The organism is Lysobacterales bacterium, assembly GCA_016703225.1.
GTDB lineage: Bacteria > Pseudomonadota > Gammaproteobacteria > Xanthomonadales > Ahniellaceae > JADKHK01.
Genome location: JADJCM010000001.1, coordinates 672,709 through 691,522 on the forward strand (window position 1 = coordinate 672,709; position 18,814 = coordinate 691,522).

General features: G+C 68.3%; 13 protein-coding genes. 4 read left to right on the plus strand and 9 right to left on the minus strand.

The genetic code is table 11. From position 1 onward, the window contains the following. Window positions 1–352 precede the first annotated feature (352 nt). Entirely contained in the window at window positions 353–5,782 is a 5,430-nt protein-coding gene (locus IPG63_02890) for a hypothetical protein (GenBank protein MBK6726200.1), read from the plus strand. A gap of 111 nt (window positions 5,783–5,893) precedes the next feature. Here the strand turns inward: IPG63_02890 and waaA are convergent, their stop codons facing one another. Beyond that, entirely contained in the window at window positions 5,894–7,177 is a 1,284-nt protein-coding gene (gene waaA / locus IPG63_02895) for a lipid IV(A) 3-deoxy-D-manno-octulosonic acid transferase (GenBank protein ID MBK6726201.1), read from the minus strand. Between the two features lie 61 nt (window positions 7,178–7,238). Between waaA and lpxL the strand changes: the two genes are divergently transcribed. The 3 genes from lpxL (at window position 7,239) to IPG63_02910 (ending at window position 12,234) form a co-directional block, all read left to right on the plus strand. After that, window positions 7,239–8,147, plus strand: a complete 909-nt coding sequence (gene lpxL, locus IPG63_02900) for an LpxL/LpxP family Kdo(2)-lipid IV(A) lauroyl/palmitoleoyl acyltransferase (GenBank protein MBK6726202.1) — start codon at window positions 7,239–7,241, stop codon at window positions 8,145–8,147. Between the two features lie 80 nt (window positions 8,148–8,227). Further along, window positions 8,228–10,972: a DUF2339 domain-containing protein gene (locus tag IPG63_02905; protein ID MBK6726203.1), complete on the plus strand. Its 2,745-nt coding sequence runs from the start codon at window positions 8,228–8,230 to the stop codon at window positions 10,970–10,972. Beyond that, window positions 10,969–12,234: a DUF3999 family protein gene (locus IPG63_02910; GenBank protein MBK6726204.1), complete on the plus strand. Its 1,266-nt coding sequence runs from the start codon at window positions 10,969–10,971 to the stop codon at window positions 12,232–12,234. The genes IPG63_02905 and IPG63_02910 overlap by 4 nt, the downstream gene beginning before the upstream one ends. On the opposite strand, the gene IPG63_02915 is transcribed toward IPG63_02910, so the two are convergent. From IPG63_02915 to IPG63_02950, 8 genes are all read right to left on the minus strand, one after another. After that, window positions 12,154–12,999, minus strand: a complete 846-nt coding sequence (locus IPG63_02915; protein MBK6726205.1) for a glycosyltransferase family 2 protein — start codon at window positions 12,997–12,999, stop codon at window positions 12,154–12,156. The two genes, IPG63_02910 and IPG63_02915, sit on opposite strands and share 81 nt — an antisense overlap. Continuing rightward, the gene (locus IPG63_02920; GenBank protein ID MBK6726206.1) at window positions 12,996–14,228 is read right to left on the minus strand and encodes an O-antigen ligase family protein; all 1,233 of its coding nucleotides are present in this window, start codon (window positions 14,226–14,228) and stop codon (window positions 12,996–12,998) included. The genes IPG63_02915 and IPG63_02920 overlap by 4 nt, the downstream gene beginning before the upstream one ends. Continuing rightward, entirely contained in the window at window positions 14,225–15,385 is a 1,161-nt protein-coding gene (locus IPG63_02925; protein MBK6726207.1) for a glycosyltransferase, read from the minus strand. Before IPG63_02925 ends, IPG63_02920 begins: the two co-directional genes overlap by 4 nt. Next, a complete protein-coding gene (locus IPG63_02930; GenBank protein ID MBK6726208.1) occupies window positions 15,369–15,560 on the minus strand; it encodes a zinc-finger domain-containing protein in 192 nt (63 codons plus the stop codon). The genes IPG63_02925 and IPG63_02930 overlap by 17 nt, the downstream gene beginning before the upstream one ends. 72 nt (window positions 15,561–15,632) lie before the next feature. Next, entirely contained in the window at window positions 15,633–16,031 is a 399-nt protein-coding gene (locus IPG63_02935; GenBank protein ID MBK6726209.1) for a DUF2541 family protein, read from the minus strand. A gap of 101 nt (window positions 16,032–16,132) precedes the next feature. Next, the gene (locus IPG63_02940; GenBank protein ID MBK6726210.1) at window positions 16,133–16,729 is read right to left on the minus strand and encodes a YceI family protein; all 597 of its coding nucleotides are present in this window, start codon (window positions 16,727–16,729) and stop codon (window positions 16,133–16,135) included. A 25-nt stretch (window positions 16,730–16,754) separates the two neighbouring features. Further along, complete coding sequence (locus IPG63_02945) at window positions 16,755–17,360, minus strand: malonic semialdehyde reductase (protein ID MBK6726211.1); 606 nt, start codon at window positions 17,358–17,360, stop codon at window positions 16,755–16,757. A 95-nt stretch (window positions 17,361–17,455) separates the two neighbouring features. Beyond that, window positions 17,456–18,799 carry a choice-of-anchor D domain-containing protein gene (locus IPG63_02950; protein ID MBK6726212.1) on the minus strand — a complete coding sequence of 448 codons (1,344 nt, stop codon included), beginning with the start codon at window positions 18,797–18,799 and terminating at the stop codon, window positions 17,456–17,458. Window positions 18,800–18,814: the final 15 nt, after the last annotated feature.

Genomic DNA, 18,814 nt, shown 5'->3' on the forward strand with positions numbered 1-18,814 from the left:
CTAACGCCGCCACCGAACCAGTGCAACCGCCACCTCGCAACCGCGTCACGGCATCCGCCCAGCCATCACCGCTGCCGCGATCTAGACGCAGTGGCAGTCCGCACCCGCTGGACCGAATGCAAATCGCGCGGCTTCGATTTGCGCAAGTTCATGGGGTAGTGCCGGAGCGACGGCCATCGACTGTTGCGCCGCAATAGAGAATCGCTTCGACGCCCTGTGACCAATTGTGCTATTCAGGCAGCGGGTTTCGCCGGGGCCAGCGGCAGCCGGGGAATTCCACTGCACGATCAGGAAGGTGGCGGGCATGCCGCTTCCCGATCCGTCTGCATCTGCCAACGCCAAGGGGTCAACGATGAAACTGAAACACCTGCTGGGGAATCTCGGAAGGCTCGGTGCGCTCGCGCCGCTGCTGCTCGCCGCATCCATGCTGTTCAGCCAGTGCGCTTACGCGCAATTGTCCGGGACCAAGAACATCCCGGGCGACTATCCGACACTCGACGCCGCGATCACCGACCTGAACGCCGTCGGCGTACTCGGCGGCGGCGGCGGCGTGACGCTGAACCTGCTCGCCGGCAACGCGCAGACCGCGCCCGCCGGCGGCTACGCGATCACCACGATCACCGGCAGCAGCGCCGACCCGATCGTGCTCGAGGGCAATGGCAACACCATCACCGCCTTCGCCCCGCAGACGGCCGGCCTGCTGCACGACGCGATCTTCGAGATCCGCGGCGCCGACTACGTCACGCTGCGCAACTTCAACCTGCGCGAAGACCCGACCAACACCATCACCGCTGCGGCCACCAACAACATGACCGAATGGGGCGTGGCCGTGCTCTACGACACGACCACCAACGGCGCGCAGAACGTGACGCTGCAGAACAACATTATCTCGCTCAACCGCACTTACCAGAACACCTTCGGCATCTACGCCAACTCCACCCACAGCGCGACCACAGTCAGCACCTCCGCCACCGCCACTACCAGCGCCGGCGGCAACAGCGGACTGCGCATCTACGGCAACACCATCGGCAACGTCAACAACGGCATCACCGTGGTCGGGCCGACCGCGGCCGCCGACCACAACGAAGTGGTGGACATCGGCGGCACGGCGCCGGCCACCGGCAACGTCATCAACGACTACGGCACCACCGGCACCTTCTCCGGCTACGCCAATGTCTCCGGCTCGGTGAATGGCATCCTGGTGCGCAACAGTCGCAACTACGACATTGCCTACAACACCATCACCAGTTCGGTCGGCGGCGTCATCGCGGGCACGCTGCGCGGCATCTTCGTGCCGGCGTTCAGCGTCAACCCGACCGGAACGCTGACCGACACGGTCACCTACAACCGCATCTCGGTGCGCAGCGGCGCTGCGACCGGCGCGATGTTCGGCATCCTGGTCGATACGGGCACGTCGACACCGACCTCGACTACCTCGGTCTCTTTCAACGACTTCCACACCAGCGGCCACACCGTGGCCGCCAGCGGCGCGATCACCTTCCTGCAGCATGTCGGCTCCGCCGCCACCGGGCCGCTGGTCAATTCGATCAGCAGCAATACCTTCTCCAGCCTCAGCGTCAACACCACCGGCAATGTCACGCTGATCAACAACGACTGGACCCGCCCCGCGGGCGCCACCACCACGGTGAGTTCCAACCGCATCGTCACCAGCTTCGCCAAGACCGGGGCCGGCGGCAATCTTCGCGGCTACAACAACTTCGGCAGCTCGCCGGCCACCGCGACCGAAAACCACGACAGCAACGACTTCTCGAACATCAGCGTGCCAACCGCGGGTGCGACCACGATCGACGTCTGGCGCTGTGCCGATGGTCCAGGCCCCTCGGGTGCACGCAAGACCATCACCAACAACACCTTCACGAACATCAGCGCGACGACCACCAGTCCGCTGCGCGTGCTGATCGTCGACTACGGCGACAACACCTTCGCCGGCAACAACGTCTCCGGCAACACCATCCACACCGTCAGCAGCACCGGTGGCTCGGTCACCGGCATCGCCAGTGGCAACGGCAACCAGAACTTTTTCGGCAACACCATCCACACCCTGACCAGTGGTGGCGCCAGCAATGTGTTCGGCATGCAGATCACGGGTGGCACGACCCAGGCCGTCTATCGCAACAAGACCTACAACCTGGAAAACAGCAACGCGCTCGGCGCGGTTACCGGCATCACCGTCGGCGGCGGCACCACGGTCAACCTGCACAACAACCTGGTCGGTGACCTGCGCCTCCCGAACGCCACCACCACCAACAACCTGTTCGGCATCAACGTGACCGGCGGCACCACGGTCAACGCCGCTTTCAACAGCGTCTACCTCGCTGCGACCAGCGTCGGCGCCAACTTCGGCTCGACCGCCTTCGGTGCCTCGACCACGCCGGCGCTGACCCTGCGCGACAACAACCTGGTGAACCTCTCGACCCCGGCCGGCACCGGCCTGACCGTGGCCTACCGCCGCAGCAGCGCCACGCTGCCCAGCTACCAGGCCGCGTCCAACACCAACAACCTGTGGGCCGGTGCGCCAGGGCCCGCCAACCTGCTGTTCCATGACGGCACCACTGGCGACCAGACCCTCACGGACTACAAGACCCGCATGTCGCCACGCGACAGCGCGTCGGTCACCGAGATGCCACCGTTCCTGAGCACCACGGGCGCCAGTTCCGACTTCCTGCACATCAACACCACGCTGCCGACGCAGCTGGAAAGCGGCGGACTGCCGGTCGCGGGCATCACCGACGACTACGACGGCGACAGCCGCAGCGCCACCACGCCCGACATCGGCGCCGACGAGTTCACCGGCATGGGGCTCGACACCTCGTCGCCGGTGATCGCGTACCCGCCGCTCCCGAACACGACACTGCTGACCAACCGCGCGATCGCGGCCAACATCAGCGATCCCTCCGGCGTCGCCGGTGGCGGCAATGCGCCGCGGGTCTACTTCCGCAAGGGCGCCGGAGCCTATGTCTCGGGCGCCTGTACCGGCGCTGCGCCGGCGTTCACCTGCACCATCGACAACAGCCTGCTCGGCGGCGTGGTCATCGGCGACAGCGTGAGCTACTTCGTGATCGCCCAGGACAGCGCCGGCAACGTCGGCGCCAACCCGGGCGCGGGGCTGGTGGCCACTGACGTCAACACCGTCACCACCCCGCCAACGACGCCGAACAGCTACACCATCATCGCGCCGTTCCCGGCAGTGGTGAACGTGGGCGCCACCGAGACCATCACGTCGCTCACCAACCCGGGCGGCCTGTTCGACCTGGCCAACGGCGGCGTCTTCACCAGCGACGTGATCGCCAACATCACCTCCGACCTCAGCGGCGAAACCGGCTCGATCGCACTCAACCAGCGCGTTGAGGAAGGCGCCGGCGGCTACCTGTTCACGATCCGTCCACTCGGCGCGCCGCGCACCGTTACCGGTGCCGGCACCGTGCTCGCCAAGATCAACGGCTCGGATCGGGTGCTGATCGACGGCGCGCTGTCCGGCACCAATCGCGACCTGACCTTCAACTCGACCAGCGTGGCCACTGGCTCAGCGGCACTGTTCATTGGCAGCCTCGGCCCGGGCCAGGGCGCGAACAACGTGCGCATCCGCAACGTCATCATCCAGACCGGCACCAAGGGCAGTGCGGCGCTGACCACGTTCGGCCTCTTCGTCGGACACAGCAGCGGTGCCGCAGCCGGGCCGGACAACGACGGTTTCCGCCTCGAGAATTCGCAGGTGCGCCGCGCCTCGGTCGGCCTGCAGGCGGCGGGTGATGTGACCGGCCTGCTGAATGGGTTGCAACTGCTCGACAACGACTTCGGCGATGACAATCCGGCGGACTCCATCGGCCGACGCGGTCTGGTGCTGGTGCAGACCGACGGCGCGCTGGTGCGTGGCAACCAGGTGCGTAACGTCGAGCTCGCAGACAACAACCCGCACGGCATGCTCCTCGCTACCGGCGTGGTGAATTCGCAGGTCATCGCCAACCGCATCAGCAACGTGCGCTACACCGGCACCGGCGGCTACGGCGGCAAGGGCATCGACATCAACACCGGCAACGTCTCCAGCGGCCTGACCATCGCCAACAACTTCATCGCCGGCATCGGCGGCGACGGCTGGACCGATCTGGCCGGTGACGGCATCGTCGGCCTGCGCATCCTCGGTACCACCGGCGGCATCAATGTCTGGCACAACTCGATCAACCTGGGCGGTGGCAGCCATGCCGGCTACAACGCGGCCACGGCGAGCGCGGCGCTGTACGCAGCTTCGACTGCCGGCGCGCTCAACATCCGCAACAACATCCTGGCCAACAACCTCGACAACACCACCGTCACCACCGACAAGGCCTACGCCATCGCCACCAACGCGGCCACGGCGGCGCCGTTTGTGGCGATCGATGGCAACGACTACTTCGTGTCCGGCGCGGCCGGGCTGGTCGGTCTGCTGAACGCGGTCGATCGTGCCGACCTCGCGGCCTGGCAGGCCGCGTCGTTGCAGGATCTGGTCTCGATCTCGGGCGACCCGCCGTTCGTCTCGGCCACCGACCTGCACGTGCAGACGTCGGCGCCGAGCCCGGTCGATGGGACGGCCATTCCAATCGGCTCCGTGCCGAACGACATCGACGGCGACGAACGCTCGGCGACGACGCCGGACATCGGCGCCGACGAATTCGACGTGGCGACCGCGCCGAGCATCACCCCGCCAGCGAACCAGACCATCAACGAGGAAGGCAACACCGGCGCATTGGCGTTCACCGTGAATGACGGTCAGACGCCGGTGGCGAGCCTGGTGGCGACGGTGCAGGCGAGCAGCGACACCGCGCTGATTCCGCTGGCGAACATTGTCATCGCCGATGCCGGCGGTGGTAACCGCACGGTCACGGTGACGCCGGTCGCGAACGGCAATGGCGGCCCGGTCACCATCACGCTGCGCGTTACCGACGGCAACAGTGAGTTCACCGACGGCACCTTCACCGTCACCGTGAACCCGGTCAACGACGAACCGAGCTTCAGCGTCGGTGCCAACCAGAGCCTCGCGGCACTGAGCTCGGGCGTGCAGACCGTGGCCGGCTGGGCCACCGCGATCAGCGCCGGGCCGAGCAACGAATCCGGGCAGACGCTAGCCTTCACCGTCACCGAGACCAGCGACCCGAACGGAATCGTCAGCGCCACCACCGTCGCCAGCAACGGCACGCTCCAGTACACGCTGAACGGCATCGCCGGCACCGCCAACTTCGATCTCTATCTGGCTGATGACGGCGGCACCGCAAACGGTGGCGATGACACCTCGCCGACGGCGACGTTCTCGATCACCGTCGCCAACGGCGCCGACCTCGCGATCGTCAAGACCAGTTCGCTGGCCACGCTCAGCAGCGGTGTCATGCAGTACACCATCGTGGTCAGCAACCTGAGCCCGAACCCGGTCGTGGGCGCGGTGGTCGCCGACACGCTGGCGCCACCGCACACGCTGCCGGCATGGACCTGCAGCGGCATTGGTGGTGGCGTCTGCCCGCTGAGCGGTAGCGGCGACATCAACGCCACCGTTGATCTGCCGGTCGGTGGCAGCGTGACCTTCCAGCTCGCAACCACCGTCGTCCTGCCGGTCACCACTCTGACCAACACCGCGACGGTGACCGCACCGCTGGCCACGCCGGACCCGATCCTCGGCAACAACAGCTCGACGGTGACCGACACCATCGCGATCTTCATGGATGGCTTCGACGACTTCATCCCGCCGCCACCGTGGTACACGCAGTACCTAGACCAGCAGGGACTGCTGCACTGATCGACCCCGCGGGGCTGCCGGCAACGACAGCCCCGCGGTGTTTTCGCACATCAGTGGCTCAAGCCCCGGCGCAGCCGGCTTCAGAATGCCTCGACCATCGGCCCGCCGCCCTCACGGCTCGCGCCCCGCCATCACCGCGGCCACGATCTCGACGCAGCGGCCAACGGCGCCGCGTTCGCGTTCGACTGCGGCGAGCGCGTTGGCGGACATGCGCTGGCGTTGCCCGAGATCGGCGAGCAGGCGGGAAACGGTGTCGCCGAGCTCGACCGCATTGGCCACGCGCAGCGCGGCGCCATCGGCGATCAGGTTTTCGGTGACTTCGGCGAAGTTGAAGGTATGCGGACCGACCAGCACCGGCTTGCCGACCGCAGCCGGTTCGAGCACGTTGTGGCCGCCGATGCGTTCGAAGCTGCCGGCGACGAAGGCGACGTCGGCCGCGGCGAAGAAATTCAGCAATTCGCCCATGGTGTCGACGACGAAGGTCTGGGTGTCGAGGTGCGCAACCGTGTCCTCCGAACGCGAGCGCGTGCGCAGACCGTAGCCGCGACACAGCTTCACCACCGGCTGGAAGCGTTCGGGATGGCGCGGTGCGATCACCAGCAGCGCTTCGGGAAATCGCCGCAGCACGCGCATGTGCGCCTCCAGCACCGCGGCCTCCTCGGCTTCGTGCGTGCTCGCCGCGATCCACACCGGACGCGACTCGCCCCAATACTCGCGCAACACCTTGCCGATGCGCTCCAGTCCGCCCGGCACGCGCATGTCGAACTTGACATTGCCGACCACGCGCAGGTGCGTCGGCCGCGCGCCGAGCTGCGCGAGTCGCAGCGCGTCCTGTTGCGACTGCGCAGCGACGAAGGCGACCGAACGGATGGCCTGGCGCGCCAGCGGCCGCACCGGCCCGTATCCCTTCAACGAGCGCTCGGACAGGCGCGCATTGGCGAGCACGATGGGAACGCCGCGACGCGCGCATTCGTAGTACAGGTTCGGCCAGATTTCAGTCTCCATGACCACCGCCAGCGACGGGTTGATGCGGTCGAGGAAGCGGCGGATCGAGGCAGTCAGGTCGTAGGGCAGGTAGACATGGAACACGCGCTCGCCGAACAGCTTCTGCGCGCGCGCCGAGCCGGTCGGGGTGACCGTCGAGACCACGAAACGGCGGCCTTCGAAGCGTTTCATCAACGCCTCGATCAGCGGCGCGGCAGCGTTCATCTCACCGACCGAGACCGCATGCACCCAGATGGTGTCGCTGAGACCTGGGTCAACGAAGAAGCCGAAGCGCTCGCGCCAGCGCCCCCAGTAGTCGCGATACCCGATGCCACGCCACACCAGGCGATACAGGATCACCGGCGTCAGCAGGTACATGGTCAACGTGTAGATCGCGCGCAGCAGGAACATTCCGGGCCCATTCGGCGAGCGGGAAGCATAGCGAGCACGCGCGGCCCGATAGAATGCGTGGATGGCCAACCCGTTCCCGTTCCCGCGCGCACTGCTCGCCCCGCAACACTGGCCGGCCTGGCTCGGCATCGGACTGATGGCGTTGCTCGCGCGGCTGCCGTCGTGGTGCTCGCGGCCGCTGGCGCGCGGTTTCGGCAGTCTGCTCGGCGTGCTGCTGATCGGCCGTCGCCGCGTGGCACGGCGCAATCTGGAACTGTGCTTCCCGGAACTCGATCGCGACCGGCGCGAGGCGATCCTGCGCCGCAGCCTACGCTCGCTCGGTGAGGGCGCCTACGAGTTCGCGCGCGCCTGGTGGGGGTCGGTCGATGCCCTGCCCTACACCATCGAAGGCCTCGAACACATCGAGCGAGCGCGCGCCGAGGGCCGCGGCGTACTGCTGTTGTCAGGCCATTTCCTGACGCTGGAAATCTGCGGCCGGCTGCTGTGCCGGCACATCGAACTGGCCGGCATGTACCGCCGCCATGGCGCGCCGGCGTTCGAGTGGGCGGTCAAGCGCGGTCGCCTGCGCTATGCCTGCGCGATGTTCGCGCGCGAGGAGCTGCGTGCGGCGGTGAAGCACGTCAAGGCCGGCGGTTGCCTGTGGTACGCGCCGGACCAGGACATGCGCGGCAAGGACACCGTGTTCGCGCCGTTCTTCGGCGTGCCCGCATCGACCATTACCGCGACCTTCCAGCTCGCGCGCCTGACGCGGGCCGCGGTGATTCCGTTCTTTCACCACCGCGATGGCCGCGGCGGCTACGTGCTGCGCATCGGCACGGCGCTGACCGAGATCGCCGGTGAGGACGAGGCCGCGCACACCGCGCGCGTCAACGCGCTGATCGAACAGATGGTGCGTGGGGCGCCGGACGAATACCTGTGGATCCACAAGCGCTTCAAGTCGCGCCCGGCGGGAGAGCCGGGTTTGTACTGAACGCGGCTCGGGTACTGCGAGCGAGTTCGCCAGCCGCGCCGGATTCGGCAAGAATCGCGGCTGACTTCGGGAAAACGCGCATGGCCTGGTTGCTTGCAGTCATCGGATTGATCGTCGGCCTGGCCTGTGCCGAAGCCGGCAAGTGGGCGCTGGGTGCTTTCGGCGGGGCGCTGATCGGCGCGCTCGCTGGCGCCTGGATCACGCTGCGCAGTCGCATCGATGCGCTGGAGTCGCGTCTGCAGATGCTGCAGGCGAAGCCGGGAGCGGAGCTGATCGCGGCGCGTCCGCGACCGGCAGCCGCCGACCCCGTTCCAGCGTCGGGACCGCTGCCGCCACCACTGCCGGCAAGGCCGATCGCCGAAGCCGCGATCGCGCCCGCCGTTGAGGCGCCAGCGGTGGAAACGGAGGCAATGGAAGCGCTCGCGGCCGCTGCCACCGAAATCCCCGAGCGCGCGCCGGAGGCAGCGGTGCGCAAGCCTCCGCCGCTGCCGCAACGCGCACCGGCACCGGTCGCAACCAGCGAACCAAACGCGATCGCGCGCTGGCTGTTCGAGAGCAGCTGGATCGCCAAGATCGGCATCGGCCTGGTGCTGATCGGCGTCGGGGCGCTGCTGCGTTTCGCGGTCAAGGAAGGCTGGCTCGACTTCCCGATCGAGATGCGCCTGGCCGCCATCGCCGCCGCCGCGCTCGCCGCGCTCGCGGTCGGCTGGCGCCAGCGCGAGGGCAAGCGCATCTTCGCGTTGAACCTGCAGGGCGGCGCCATCGCCGTGTTGATGATGGTGGTATTCGCCGCCTACCGCCTGTACCACCTGATTCCCGCCGAAGGCACCTTCGCGTTGCTGGTGATCCTGGTCGCCGGCTGCTCGCTGCTCGCGATCCGGCAGAACTCGCTCGGGCTTGCGGTGTTCGGGGTCATCGGCGGTTTTGCCGCGCCGATCCTGGCCTCCAAAGGCGAGGGCAACCACGTCGTCCTGTTCGCGTTCTACCTGATCCTGAACCTGGGCATCCTGGCGATGAGCTGGGCCCGCGGCTGGCGCCTGCTGAATACGCTCGGCTTCCTGTTCACCTTCGTGATCGGCACCTTCTGGGGGGTGACCCGTTACCGGCCCGAGGACTTCGCCAGCACCGAGCCGTTCCTGATCGCGTTCTTCTTCTTCTACCTCGCGATTCCGCTGCTGCCGACGCTGCGTGGCCTCGATCCGACGCGGCGCGACCATGTCGAGGGCTCGCTGGTGTTCGGCACGCCGCTGGTCGGCTTCGCCCTGCAAAGCGCGATGCTGCACGACGACCGTCCGGCCCTGGCGCTGACCGCGCTGGTGATGGCGCTGATCTACGTCGGGCTCGCACGCTTCGTCTGGCAGCACGCGCAACTCGCGCGCTGGCGCGCCGCCTACGCCGGGTTGGCGCTGGTGTTCGTGACCCTGGTGTTCCCGCTCGCCTTCACCAGCGGCACCACCACCGTGTTGTGGGCGATCGAGGGCGCGCTGCTGGTGTGGATCGGGCTGCATCAGGACGAACGGCGCCTGCGCCTTGCCGGTATCGGCCTGCAGGCGGTGGCGCTGTTTGCGTTGCTGGACACGCCCGCGGCGACCGCCGACGCCGTCGCGATAATGAATCCGCGCACGCTCGGGGCACTCGCCATCGCCATGGCCGCGCTGTTCAGCGCCTGGCGCTACACCCGCGCGCACGCCAGCCACCCGCTGATCGGCGCGCTCGCGGCCTACGGCTTCGGCGCCTGGTACGTCGGCGGCGTGATCGAAGTCGATCGCCTGGTTGGCCATCCGCACGAGTCGCATGCCGTGCTCGCCTTCGTCGCACTCTCGGCGGCGATCGCAGCCTTGCTGCGCGCGCCGAGCGGCTTGCGCGCGTTCGCCTGGCCGGGCTTCCTGCTGCTGGCGACGCTGTGGCTGTTCGTGCCGATGACCGCCGACGACGCCGGCTCGCCGCTGTCGCACCAGGGCGCCTGGATCTGGCCGCTGGCCTTCGCCTGCGTCTTCGCCACCCTGCACTTCTTGCGCGAACCCTGGCCGCGCGGGCTGGGCTGGGCGCATGCGCTCGGTTGGCTGGCGCTGCCGTCGCTCGCCGCGTTCGAGGTGTATGCGCGCAGCGGCCTGTATCCGCAGATCCCCGATGGACTGCTCGCCGGACTCGGCGGCGACTGGCGCTTCGTGCTGACCATGCTGCCATTCTGGTTGGGACTGGCGGCCTTGCTGTCCGGGCTTGATCTCTTCGGCTGGCCGCTGCGCGAGCAGTTCGCGCACTACCGCCAACGCCCGATGTGGCCGCTGCTGCTGGCTGGCACCGGTTACGTGCTGATCGGTTGCTTGCTGCCCGGACGCACGCCGCCCATCGGTTACCTGCCACTGCTCAACCCGCTGGAGTTGAGCCAGGTCTTCGTGTTGCTGCTGATCGCACGGTTCGCGACCCGAGAACTCGGTCGAGGCGCCGACGCGCTGCGCATCTTGCTTGCCCTGCTCGCCTTCGTGGCATTGTCGGCAGCAGTGCTGCGCGGCGTGCACCACCTGGGCCAGGAAAGCTGGAGCTTCGACCTGCTCGGCCGGCCGAAGGCACACGCAGCGCTGTCCTGGACCTGGACCCTGCTCGGTGCCGCAGCCATGGGCTTTGGCGCGCGCGCGATGATCCGCGGCGCCTGGATCGCCGGCGCGGCGTTGCTCGGTGTGGTGGTGCTCAAGCTGCTGCTGATCGACATGCACTTCCTCGGCACCCTGTCCGGCATTGCCTCGGTACTGGGCGTCGGCGTGCTGTTCGTCGCGCTCGGCTACTTCGCGCCGATGCCGGCACGCGAGCCGGAGGCGACGCCATGAAGCGACTGCTGTTGGCACTGGGTCTGGCGACTTCCGCGACGCGGGCCGCCACTCCGGACGACTTCGCCTGGCAGTGGCCGCTCGATCTCGGCAGCGGCGACGTGCACGAACTGGCACTGACGCCGGAGATCTACGCCGCGATCACGCGCAGCGACGGCCGCGACCTCGCGTTGTTCACCGAAAGCGGTCGCAGCGTCAGCTTCGGCCCGCTCCCGGTCGCGCCCGACACGCCCTGGCGCGATGCGCCGTACGCGCTCGAGATCGGCGGCAGCACGCGCGAGCCGACCTCCAGCCGCGAGGTGCCGGTCGCCTTCCCGAGCCCGCAACGGCTGACGCTGGCGCTGCGTTCGCGCGTGCCCGAAGCCGCCAGCATCCGCGGCCTGCGCGTGAGCTGGCGCCACCGCGCGGCGATGCCGGTGAACGCTCGCTGGCGCGTCGAGGGCCGGCGTCGCAGCGGCGCCGTGCATGCCGAGGTGATGGCGCACTCGTATTCGCTCGCCAGCGGGCTCGGCGAAACCCGCCTGGCACTGTCGGACTTCGAGGGCGACGCCCTGCGCCTGAGCGTGGTGCCGGTCCCCGCCGACCTGGAAATCGTCAGCGTGCTCGCCGAATACGAAACCCCGCCGGGCCGCGAACGGCAGTACCAGCGCGCAGCGCTGGTGCGTGACGAGAGCGTCGCCAACACCTTTCGCTTCCACCTGCCGCCGGCCTTGCCGGTCAGTGCGGCGCGCATCGACCTCGGCGACGGCGGCGCGCTCGCGACCATCACGCTGGCGGTTCGCGAAGGCGAATGGTGGCGCACGCTGGCCAGCGATACGGCGTTCGACATCGCCGTCGGCGACGCCAGCCTAGTACGCAACCGCCTCGCCTTCCCGACTACCCGCAGCCAGCGCTGGCGGCTCACGGTCGAACCCGACATCGGCACGCCGATCGTCGATGTCGGCTATCGCCCGGACGTGTTCCTGGTCGCGCACCAGGGCCCGGCGCGGCTGCTGCTCGTGGCCGGCAGCGCGCGCGCATTGCGCCAGGACTTCCCGATCGAACCGCTGATGCGTGAGCTGCGCGCCCAATTCGGCGCCAGCTGGACACCGCCGCGCGCCAGCCTCGGCGTGCGCAGCGAGCGCACCGGCAAGGCCGCGCTGAAGCCGGCGCCACCCGCGCCGCCGTATCGCGCTTGGGCGCTATGGAGCGTGCTGGTCGCCGCCGCGCTCGCGATCGGCTTCCTCGCCCTGCGCCTGCTGCGCGAACCGGCGCGCGACTGAACCATCGTCGCGCGCCTGCTCGATGCACTCGAGCGCCTTCGCGTCCTTGAGAAAGGCGTGGTAGGCCATGCTCACCGATGCAATCCATCCGGCCCAGCCATTCAGGAACTGACGCTTCAGCAGCCAGTGCTTGATCAACACCAGCGGCGGATAGGCGAGCAGGCGCAGCTTCAGCAGCAGCGACGCGCCGCGCCGGCTGCGCCCCCCCGCAAGCCCGCTGCTGTAGCGATTGATGCGATCGACCTTGCTGGCGATGTCGATCTCGCCCTGGTGCAGCAGCAACGCATCCAGGCGCAGCACGCGGCCGCGGTCGCGCCGCGGCGCGGCATGCACCGGGTCGTCGCCCATCCGATGCACGCGCCGGTCGAACAGACGCAGGTGGAGATTGTGCTTGCTCCACGGATGCTGCCAACGCCAGAACATGCGCTCGCAACGCGGCAAGTCATAGCCGCTGGCCTGCGGCGCCGCGAGCTCGGCATGCACGCACAGGGCGCCGTCCGCGGTCAGCGCCTCATCGGCGTCGAGCAACAGCACCCAGTCATGCAAGGCCTGGTCGATCGCGCTCTGCTTCTGCGGCCCGTAGCCCTTGAACGGCTCGGCCAGCACGCGCGCACCGCGCCGCCTGGCGATCTCGATGCTGCCGTCGCTGCTGCCGGAATCGAGTACCAGCACTTCGTCGGCGAATGCCAGCGAGGCCAGGCAGGCATCGAGCGTGGCGGCATTGTTGAACGTGGTCACCACCGCCGAAAGCGGTGGGCGGCTCATGGCAGGCGCTCGCGCGCCGGCGGCAATTGCGCGATCCACACCAGCAGCAGCCAGAAATACAGGTTCGACCAGAAGCTCGAATAGAACGCGAAATGCGTGTTCAGCGGAAACAGCATCGCCAGCAGCGCGATGCTGTACGCGGCAACGCCGTGGCGCTGTTCACGCGCCAGCGCGCGCCAGTGCCGCCACAACACGACCCAGAGCGCGAACCAGCAGGCCAGCCCGAAGGCGCCGGTTTCGGACGAGACCTCGAGCACCCAATGATGTGCATGGAACGCGCCCTGCCCCGGATTCAAGGCCAGCCATTGATCGTCGACGGCGGCGTGGTCGAGGTAGTCGTGGCGAAACGCGCGCACGCCGACGCCGTTCCACGGATGCGCGAGGCTCATGTCCAGCGCGGTCTGCCAGATCGAGGCGCGGTAGGCGAGCGCGGTTTCGAGCCCGCCGCGGGTGCCGTCGAAAGCGGCGAGTGTGCGATCCACTCGCGCGGCAAAGCGCTCGGAGAGCTGGTAACTGGTGGCGATGGTCGCGGCCGCAGCCACTCCCGCCAACAGCAGTCCGCCAACGAAGCGCTGCGGCGAAGCGGCGACGCGCCACAGTAGCGCCAACGTCACCACCGCGAAGCTGATCCAGCCGCCGCGCGCACCGGCCAGCAGCACCGCCAGTGCGGCAAGGGCCCAGATCGCGAGTGCGAACGCGCGCCCGTAGCGGTCGAGCGCGACCAGCACGGCGATCGGCGCCAGCACCGCGAGCACCGGCCCGAGCTTGAGGTTGTCGTCGCCAAAGATGCCGCTGACGCGATCGCTCTCCAAGGCGCCGCCGAAACCGACTCCGAACGCCGACTGCGCCAGCGCGTCCAGAATCCAGAACAGCAGCAGCAGTGCACTCCACCACGCCAGTTGCCGGCGTGCCGCGGCGAGCACCAACGCGTCCACGGTGAACACCGCGAACGGCAGGTAGCGCAGATCGGTGGCGACTTCGGTCCAGCTCTTGCGCGGCGCGACGCTGTCGAACGCGGACACCAGTTCCGGCAGCCAGTACGCCGAGAACGCGAGGAACGCGAGGCGATACTGCGCACCGCGCAAGCGCGCGGGATCGCGCACGCAGGCCTCGATCGCGTACAGCGCTCCGATCACGATCGGCAGCTCGGCCGCGCGCCCGAACGGCAGCAGGAACAGCACCGACCACAGGCACAGCACCGCGGCCAATTGACGGGGACTCAAGTTCATCGACGCGGCGCCTCCTGCAGCTCACGGTACAGCGACAGGGTAGCCTCCTGCATCTGCGCCAAACCATGGCTGAAAAAGGGCGGCGGACCCAGGTCCTGCTGCAGCAACTCGCGTGCGCGCGTGGCCAGCGTAGCCGCGTCTCCCGGCGCCACCGCGCCCTGCGCGAACCGCGCCCGCAGCTGTTCGCCGACACCGCCGATGTCGTAACCGAGTACCGGCACGCCGAGATGCAAGGCTTCGAGCACCGTGCGCCCGAAGGCCTCGGGCTGCGACGACAACTGCAGCACCAGTCGGCACGAGGCCATCACATCCCGCACATCGGCCCGCGGCGGCGTCATCGCCACCGCATCGCCGACGCCGCGCCGCTGCGCCAGCCGTCGCAACTCATCGACATAGCGCTCGCGCCCGGGCTCGCCGACGCCGAGCAGGATCAGGCGCGTGTCGCAGCCCTGCTCGCGCAGGTCGGCGACCAGTTCGATCGCGTGCCGGTGTCCCTTGATGCGCGAGCCGCGCCCGACGAGACAGAGCCACGGTGCCGGCGTCGACAACGCCGGGTGCTCCGCGACGAATCGCCTGCGCCAGTCGCTGTCCGGACGATAGCCATGCGGAAACTCGAGCGGGTCTACGCCGCGCGGGATCACCCGCAGGCGCGAGGCATCCGTGTTTGGATAGTGGCGCAGCACGTAGTCGCGCACGGTCTGCGAGACGCAGATCACGCGCTCCCCGCGCAGCATCACCGCCGAATAGAAACCCACCGAATTGAGCCCATGCACGGAGGTGACAAAGCGCGGGCGCATGGTCCGCTCCATGCCGCGCCAGGCCAGGAAGGTCAGCCACGCCGGCAGCCGCGAACGCGCATGCACGATGTCGGCACCGCGCTCGGCGAACAGGCGGCGCAACTTCGTCACCTGCCACAGGCTGGCGAGCGACTTGCGCCCGACGTCGAGTTCGATGTGTTCGCTGCCCTCGCGCGTCAATGCATCGACCAGCCGTCCACCCGCGGAGACCACCAGCGAACGCTGCCCGGCCGCAACCAGGGCGCGGGCGATTTCGAGGGTGCCGCGTTCGACGCCACCGGAGTCAAGCGCCGGCAGCAGTTGCACCACGGTCAGGGGGCGCGACACCGGCCGCGGCCGCGCGTCAGTCGACGCGTTGATACAGCGCACCGCAATACATGCAGCGCGCTTCCGGCTGGTCTTCGAGCGGCAGGTACACGCGCGGATGCGAGTTCCACAGCAGCATGTCCGGCGCCGGGCAGGACACCGGCAGGTCGGCGCGCTTCACCGCGTAGACGCGTTCGCTGTTGGCGGTTCGGGGGGCATTCGCGGACATCGGCGCTTCCTCAAGATCAGGCGCGCATTGTAGGCGGCCCGCAGCGGGTGCGCGAGCCGCCGCGAGCAGCGCTCAGCGTCCCCACACCTCGACCCGTGCCTGGTCGCGCGACAGCTCGGTGTCGCCGATCACGCCGACCGCCTTGAGACAACGTTCGCCGCCGTTGAGATCGATCCAGCGCGAATGACCGCCCTGTCCGATGCGATCGCGCACGTTGAGGTACTCGACCCCGCCCTTGGCGTAACGCACCCACAGCTTCTCGATCTCGACCTGGCCGCGCTCAACGCGCAGCTGCACGGCGTTGATGCCGCGCCGGCACTTCTTGAAGCGAATCACGTCGGTATCGTTCTCGATCTTGGTCAGGCGCGTGCTGCCGAGCAGGCGCTCGGCATCGGCCACGGCAGCACCTGGCACGGCCAGCGCCGTTGCCGCAACCAGACCGCACAAGGCGAGGGAAAGCTTGAGGTTCATCGTCATCTCCGGTGGCCGACCCGCAGCGGGCCGGTGCGCAGCCTACAACGTCGCGCCTCGCCGGCCGTTGACGACGACGCCCCACCCGATCCACCGTTGGTTCAGGGTGTTGCGTTCGCGGCCGGCGCCGCCTGGATGCTCTCGCCATCGATGCGGATCCTCACCACATCGGCGACTGAACCGACGATGTAGTTCATGCCGAAGTCGCTGCGCTGGATCGTCGCCTCGGCATGGAAGCCGAGCGCCGGACGTTTGGCGAAGGGATGCGCAGCGACGCGCTTGAGCTTCACGTCCAGCGTCACCGACCGAGTCACGCCGAGCAGAGTCAGGTCGCCGGTCACCATCAGCGCGTTCTCGCCCCTGACCTCGACCTTGCCACTCTTGAACGTCAGCTTCGGATGGTTGGCGATGTCGAAGAAGTCTCTGCTCTTCAGGTGCTCGTTGAGCTTCTCGACATCCATGTCGATGCTGGCGGCGTCGATGGCGACGTTGACGCTGGACTGGGCGAGGTCATCCGGATCGACCGACAGTTCGCCCTCGAAGGCGCGGAATTCGCCCTGCACCTCCGACAATCCCAGGTGCTCGACGAAGAACAGGATGCTGGTGTGCGCCTTGTCGAACTCGTAGCGTTCGGCGGCGGCAAGCGGTGCGGCGGCGAACAGCGCGGCGATGGCGAGCGGGGCGAAAGACTTGTGCATGGCGGAGCTCCGTTGCGGGGCAGGGTCAGACGATGGAACAGGCGTCGGCGAACGCCAGGCGCGGGCTGCGTGGATGCAGCGTGTCGCTGCGGCCGTAGCCGAGATTGATCAGGAAATTGCTGCGCACCCTGGTTCCGGCGAAGAACCCGGCGTCGACCTGGGCGGCGTCGAAGCCGCCCATCGGCCCACAGTCGAGGCCAAGCGCGCGCGCGGCGACGATCAGGTAGGCGCCCTGCAGCGAGCTGTTGCGCAACGCGCCCGGATACAGCTGCTCGTCGCTCTGGCCGGCGAACCAGCTGCGCGCATTCGCGTGCGGAAACAGGTAGGGCAGCTTCTCGTAGAACTGCATGTCGATGCCGAGGATGGCGGTGACCGGCGCGCTCATCGTCTTCTCGACGTTGCCGGCATCGAGCGCCGGCTTGAGGCGCGCCTTGGCTTCGGGCGAACGCACGAACACGATCCGCGCTGGCGAACAATTGGCCGCGGTCGGGCCCATGCGCGCCAGATTCCAGACCTGTTCCAGCAGCGCGTCCGGCACTGCGCGCTCCTGCCACGGGTTCGGATTGCTGGCAAAGGTGCGCGCTTCGAGGAAGATCTGGTCCAGTGCGTCCTGCGACAGGGGCTGGTTCATGTTCGGTTCCATGGAGTGGCGTGGGCGTGCAGGTTCGAGGCTTCGCGCCCGCGACGCAAGCCGGGCCGCCGCAATCGGTTCTTGCAGGCCTGCAATCAGTCGAAGCTGTCGCCGAACAGCGCGCCGCGACCACGCAACTGGAACACGGCGGCTCCGGCCGGGGTGTGGCCGGTCACCTCGTAGTCACGCACCTGGATACCCATGGCAGTCGGCGCGAAGTACGCGTGCAGGTCGCAGAAGACGCCCGGCGACAGCGCGAACGGCAGCGGCGGGCAGCTCGCGAGCAGTACCGCGAACGGCGACGGCGGCGCGCCGAGCAGCTGTACGTCATTGACCACCCAGGGCGTGGTGCCGGCATTGCCCAGGGTGATGATCTGCGGCCCCGACACCGCGCCCACATCGACCGCACCGAAATCGATGCCGGCCGGGGCGATCAGCGGCACCGGCGCTCCACCGATGCCGCTCAGCGCCAGGGTATCGGGCGACGTCGGTGCATTGCTGGTGATCACCACGTTGCCGGCGGCAGCACCCACGACGGTCGGCGCGAACGCATAGCGAAGTTCGCATTGACCCCCAGGGGCGAGGCCGAACGGCGTCGGCCCGCAGGTGCCGCCGGGCGCATCCAGGAAGGGCGCCGGCGCGGTGCCGATCGAACCGATGTTCAGAGTCGCGGTACCGGTGTTGCTCAACCTCACCAGACGCGAACCGGACACGCTGCCAACATCGACCACGCCGAAGTCGGCAGGATTGGGCTGAAGGTCGAGTTGCGGCGTGAACGGTGGCGGCGCGTTCAGGCGGATCATCCAGGTGGCGTCGCTGCTGCCGCCGAAAATCGCGGCGCTGACCGGCGCCACCGGTCCCTGCGCCGAAGCCAGCGCGTTGGCATCGACAGGCACGCCGTTGTTGCTGCTGGCGACGAAGCTGTGCTGGTTCGGCGGATAGGTTGGAATGCTGTCGGTGCCGTCGGTGTCGAGGCTGCCGACCAGCACCTGGCCGTTGTAACTGACGATGGCGCCGGCAAAGAAGTACTGCCCGGCGCTCAGGGTCAGCGGCGTCGTCAGCGCATAGGTGGTGAATGCGTTGGTGCCGCTGCCGGCAATCGTTCCGGCGACGCTGGCCAGCACCACCGCATCACTGGGGCTGCCGTCCTGGTTCACATCGGCCCACAGAAACACGCTGACCGCCTGGCCATTGCCGATGTTGGACTGCGCGGCGCCACCGCCATACGCAACGCGTACTGCGGTGATGGTCTCGTGGCCCGGCTGCACCACGAAGCGGTTGAGCCAGGCGAAGGAGTTCGCGCCGACGCTCTGCACGCCGATACCGAGTTCCTTGACGCCATCGTCGAGCCGGTAGTCGTCGATGGCCACGGCCCGTTGCGCGAGCAGCAATGCGGCGACCGCCATCGAGCCTGTCCAGGAACGCAACGCAGTCGACATCGTCGTCCTCCACTT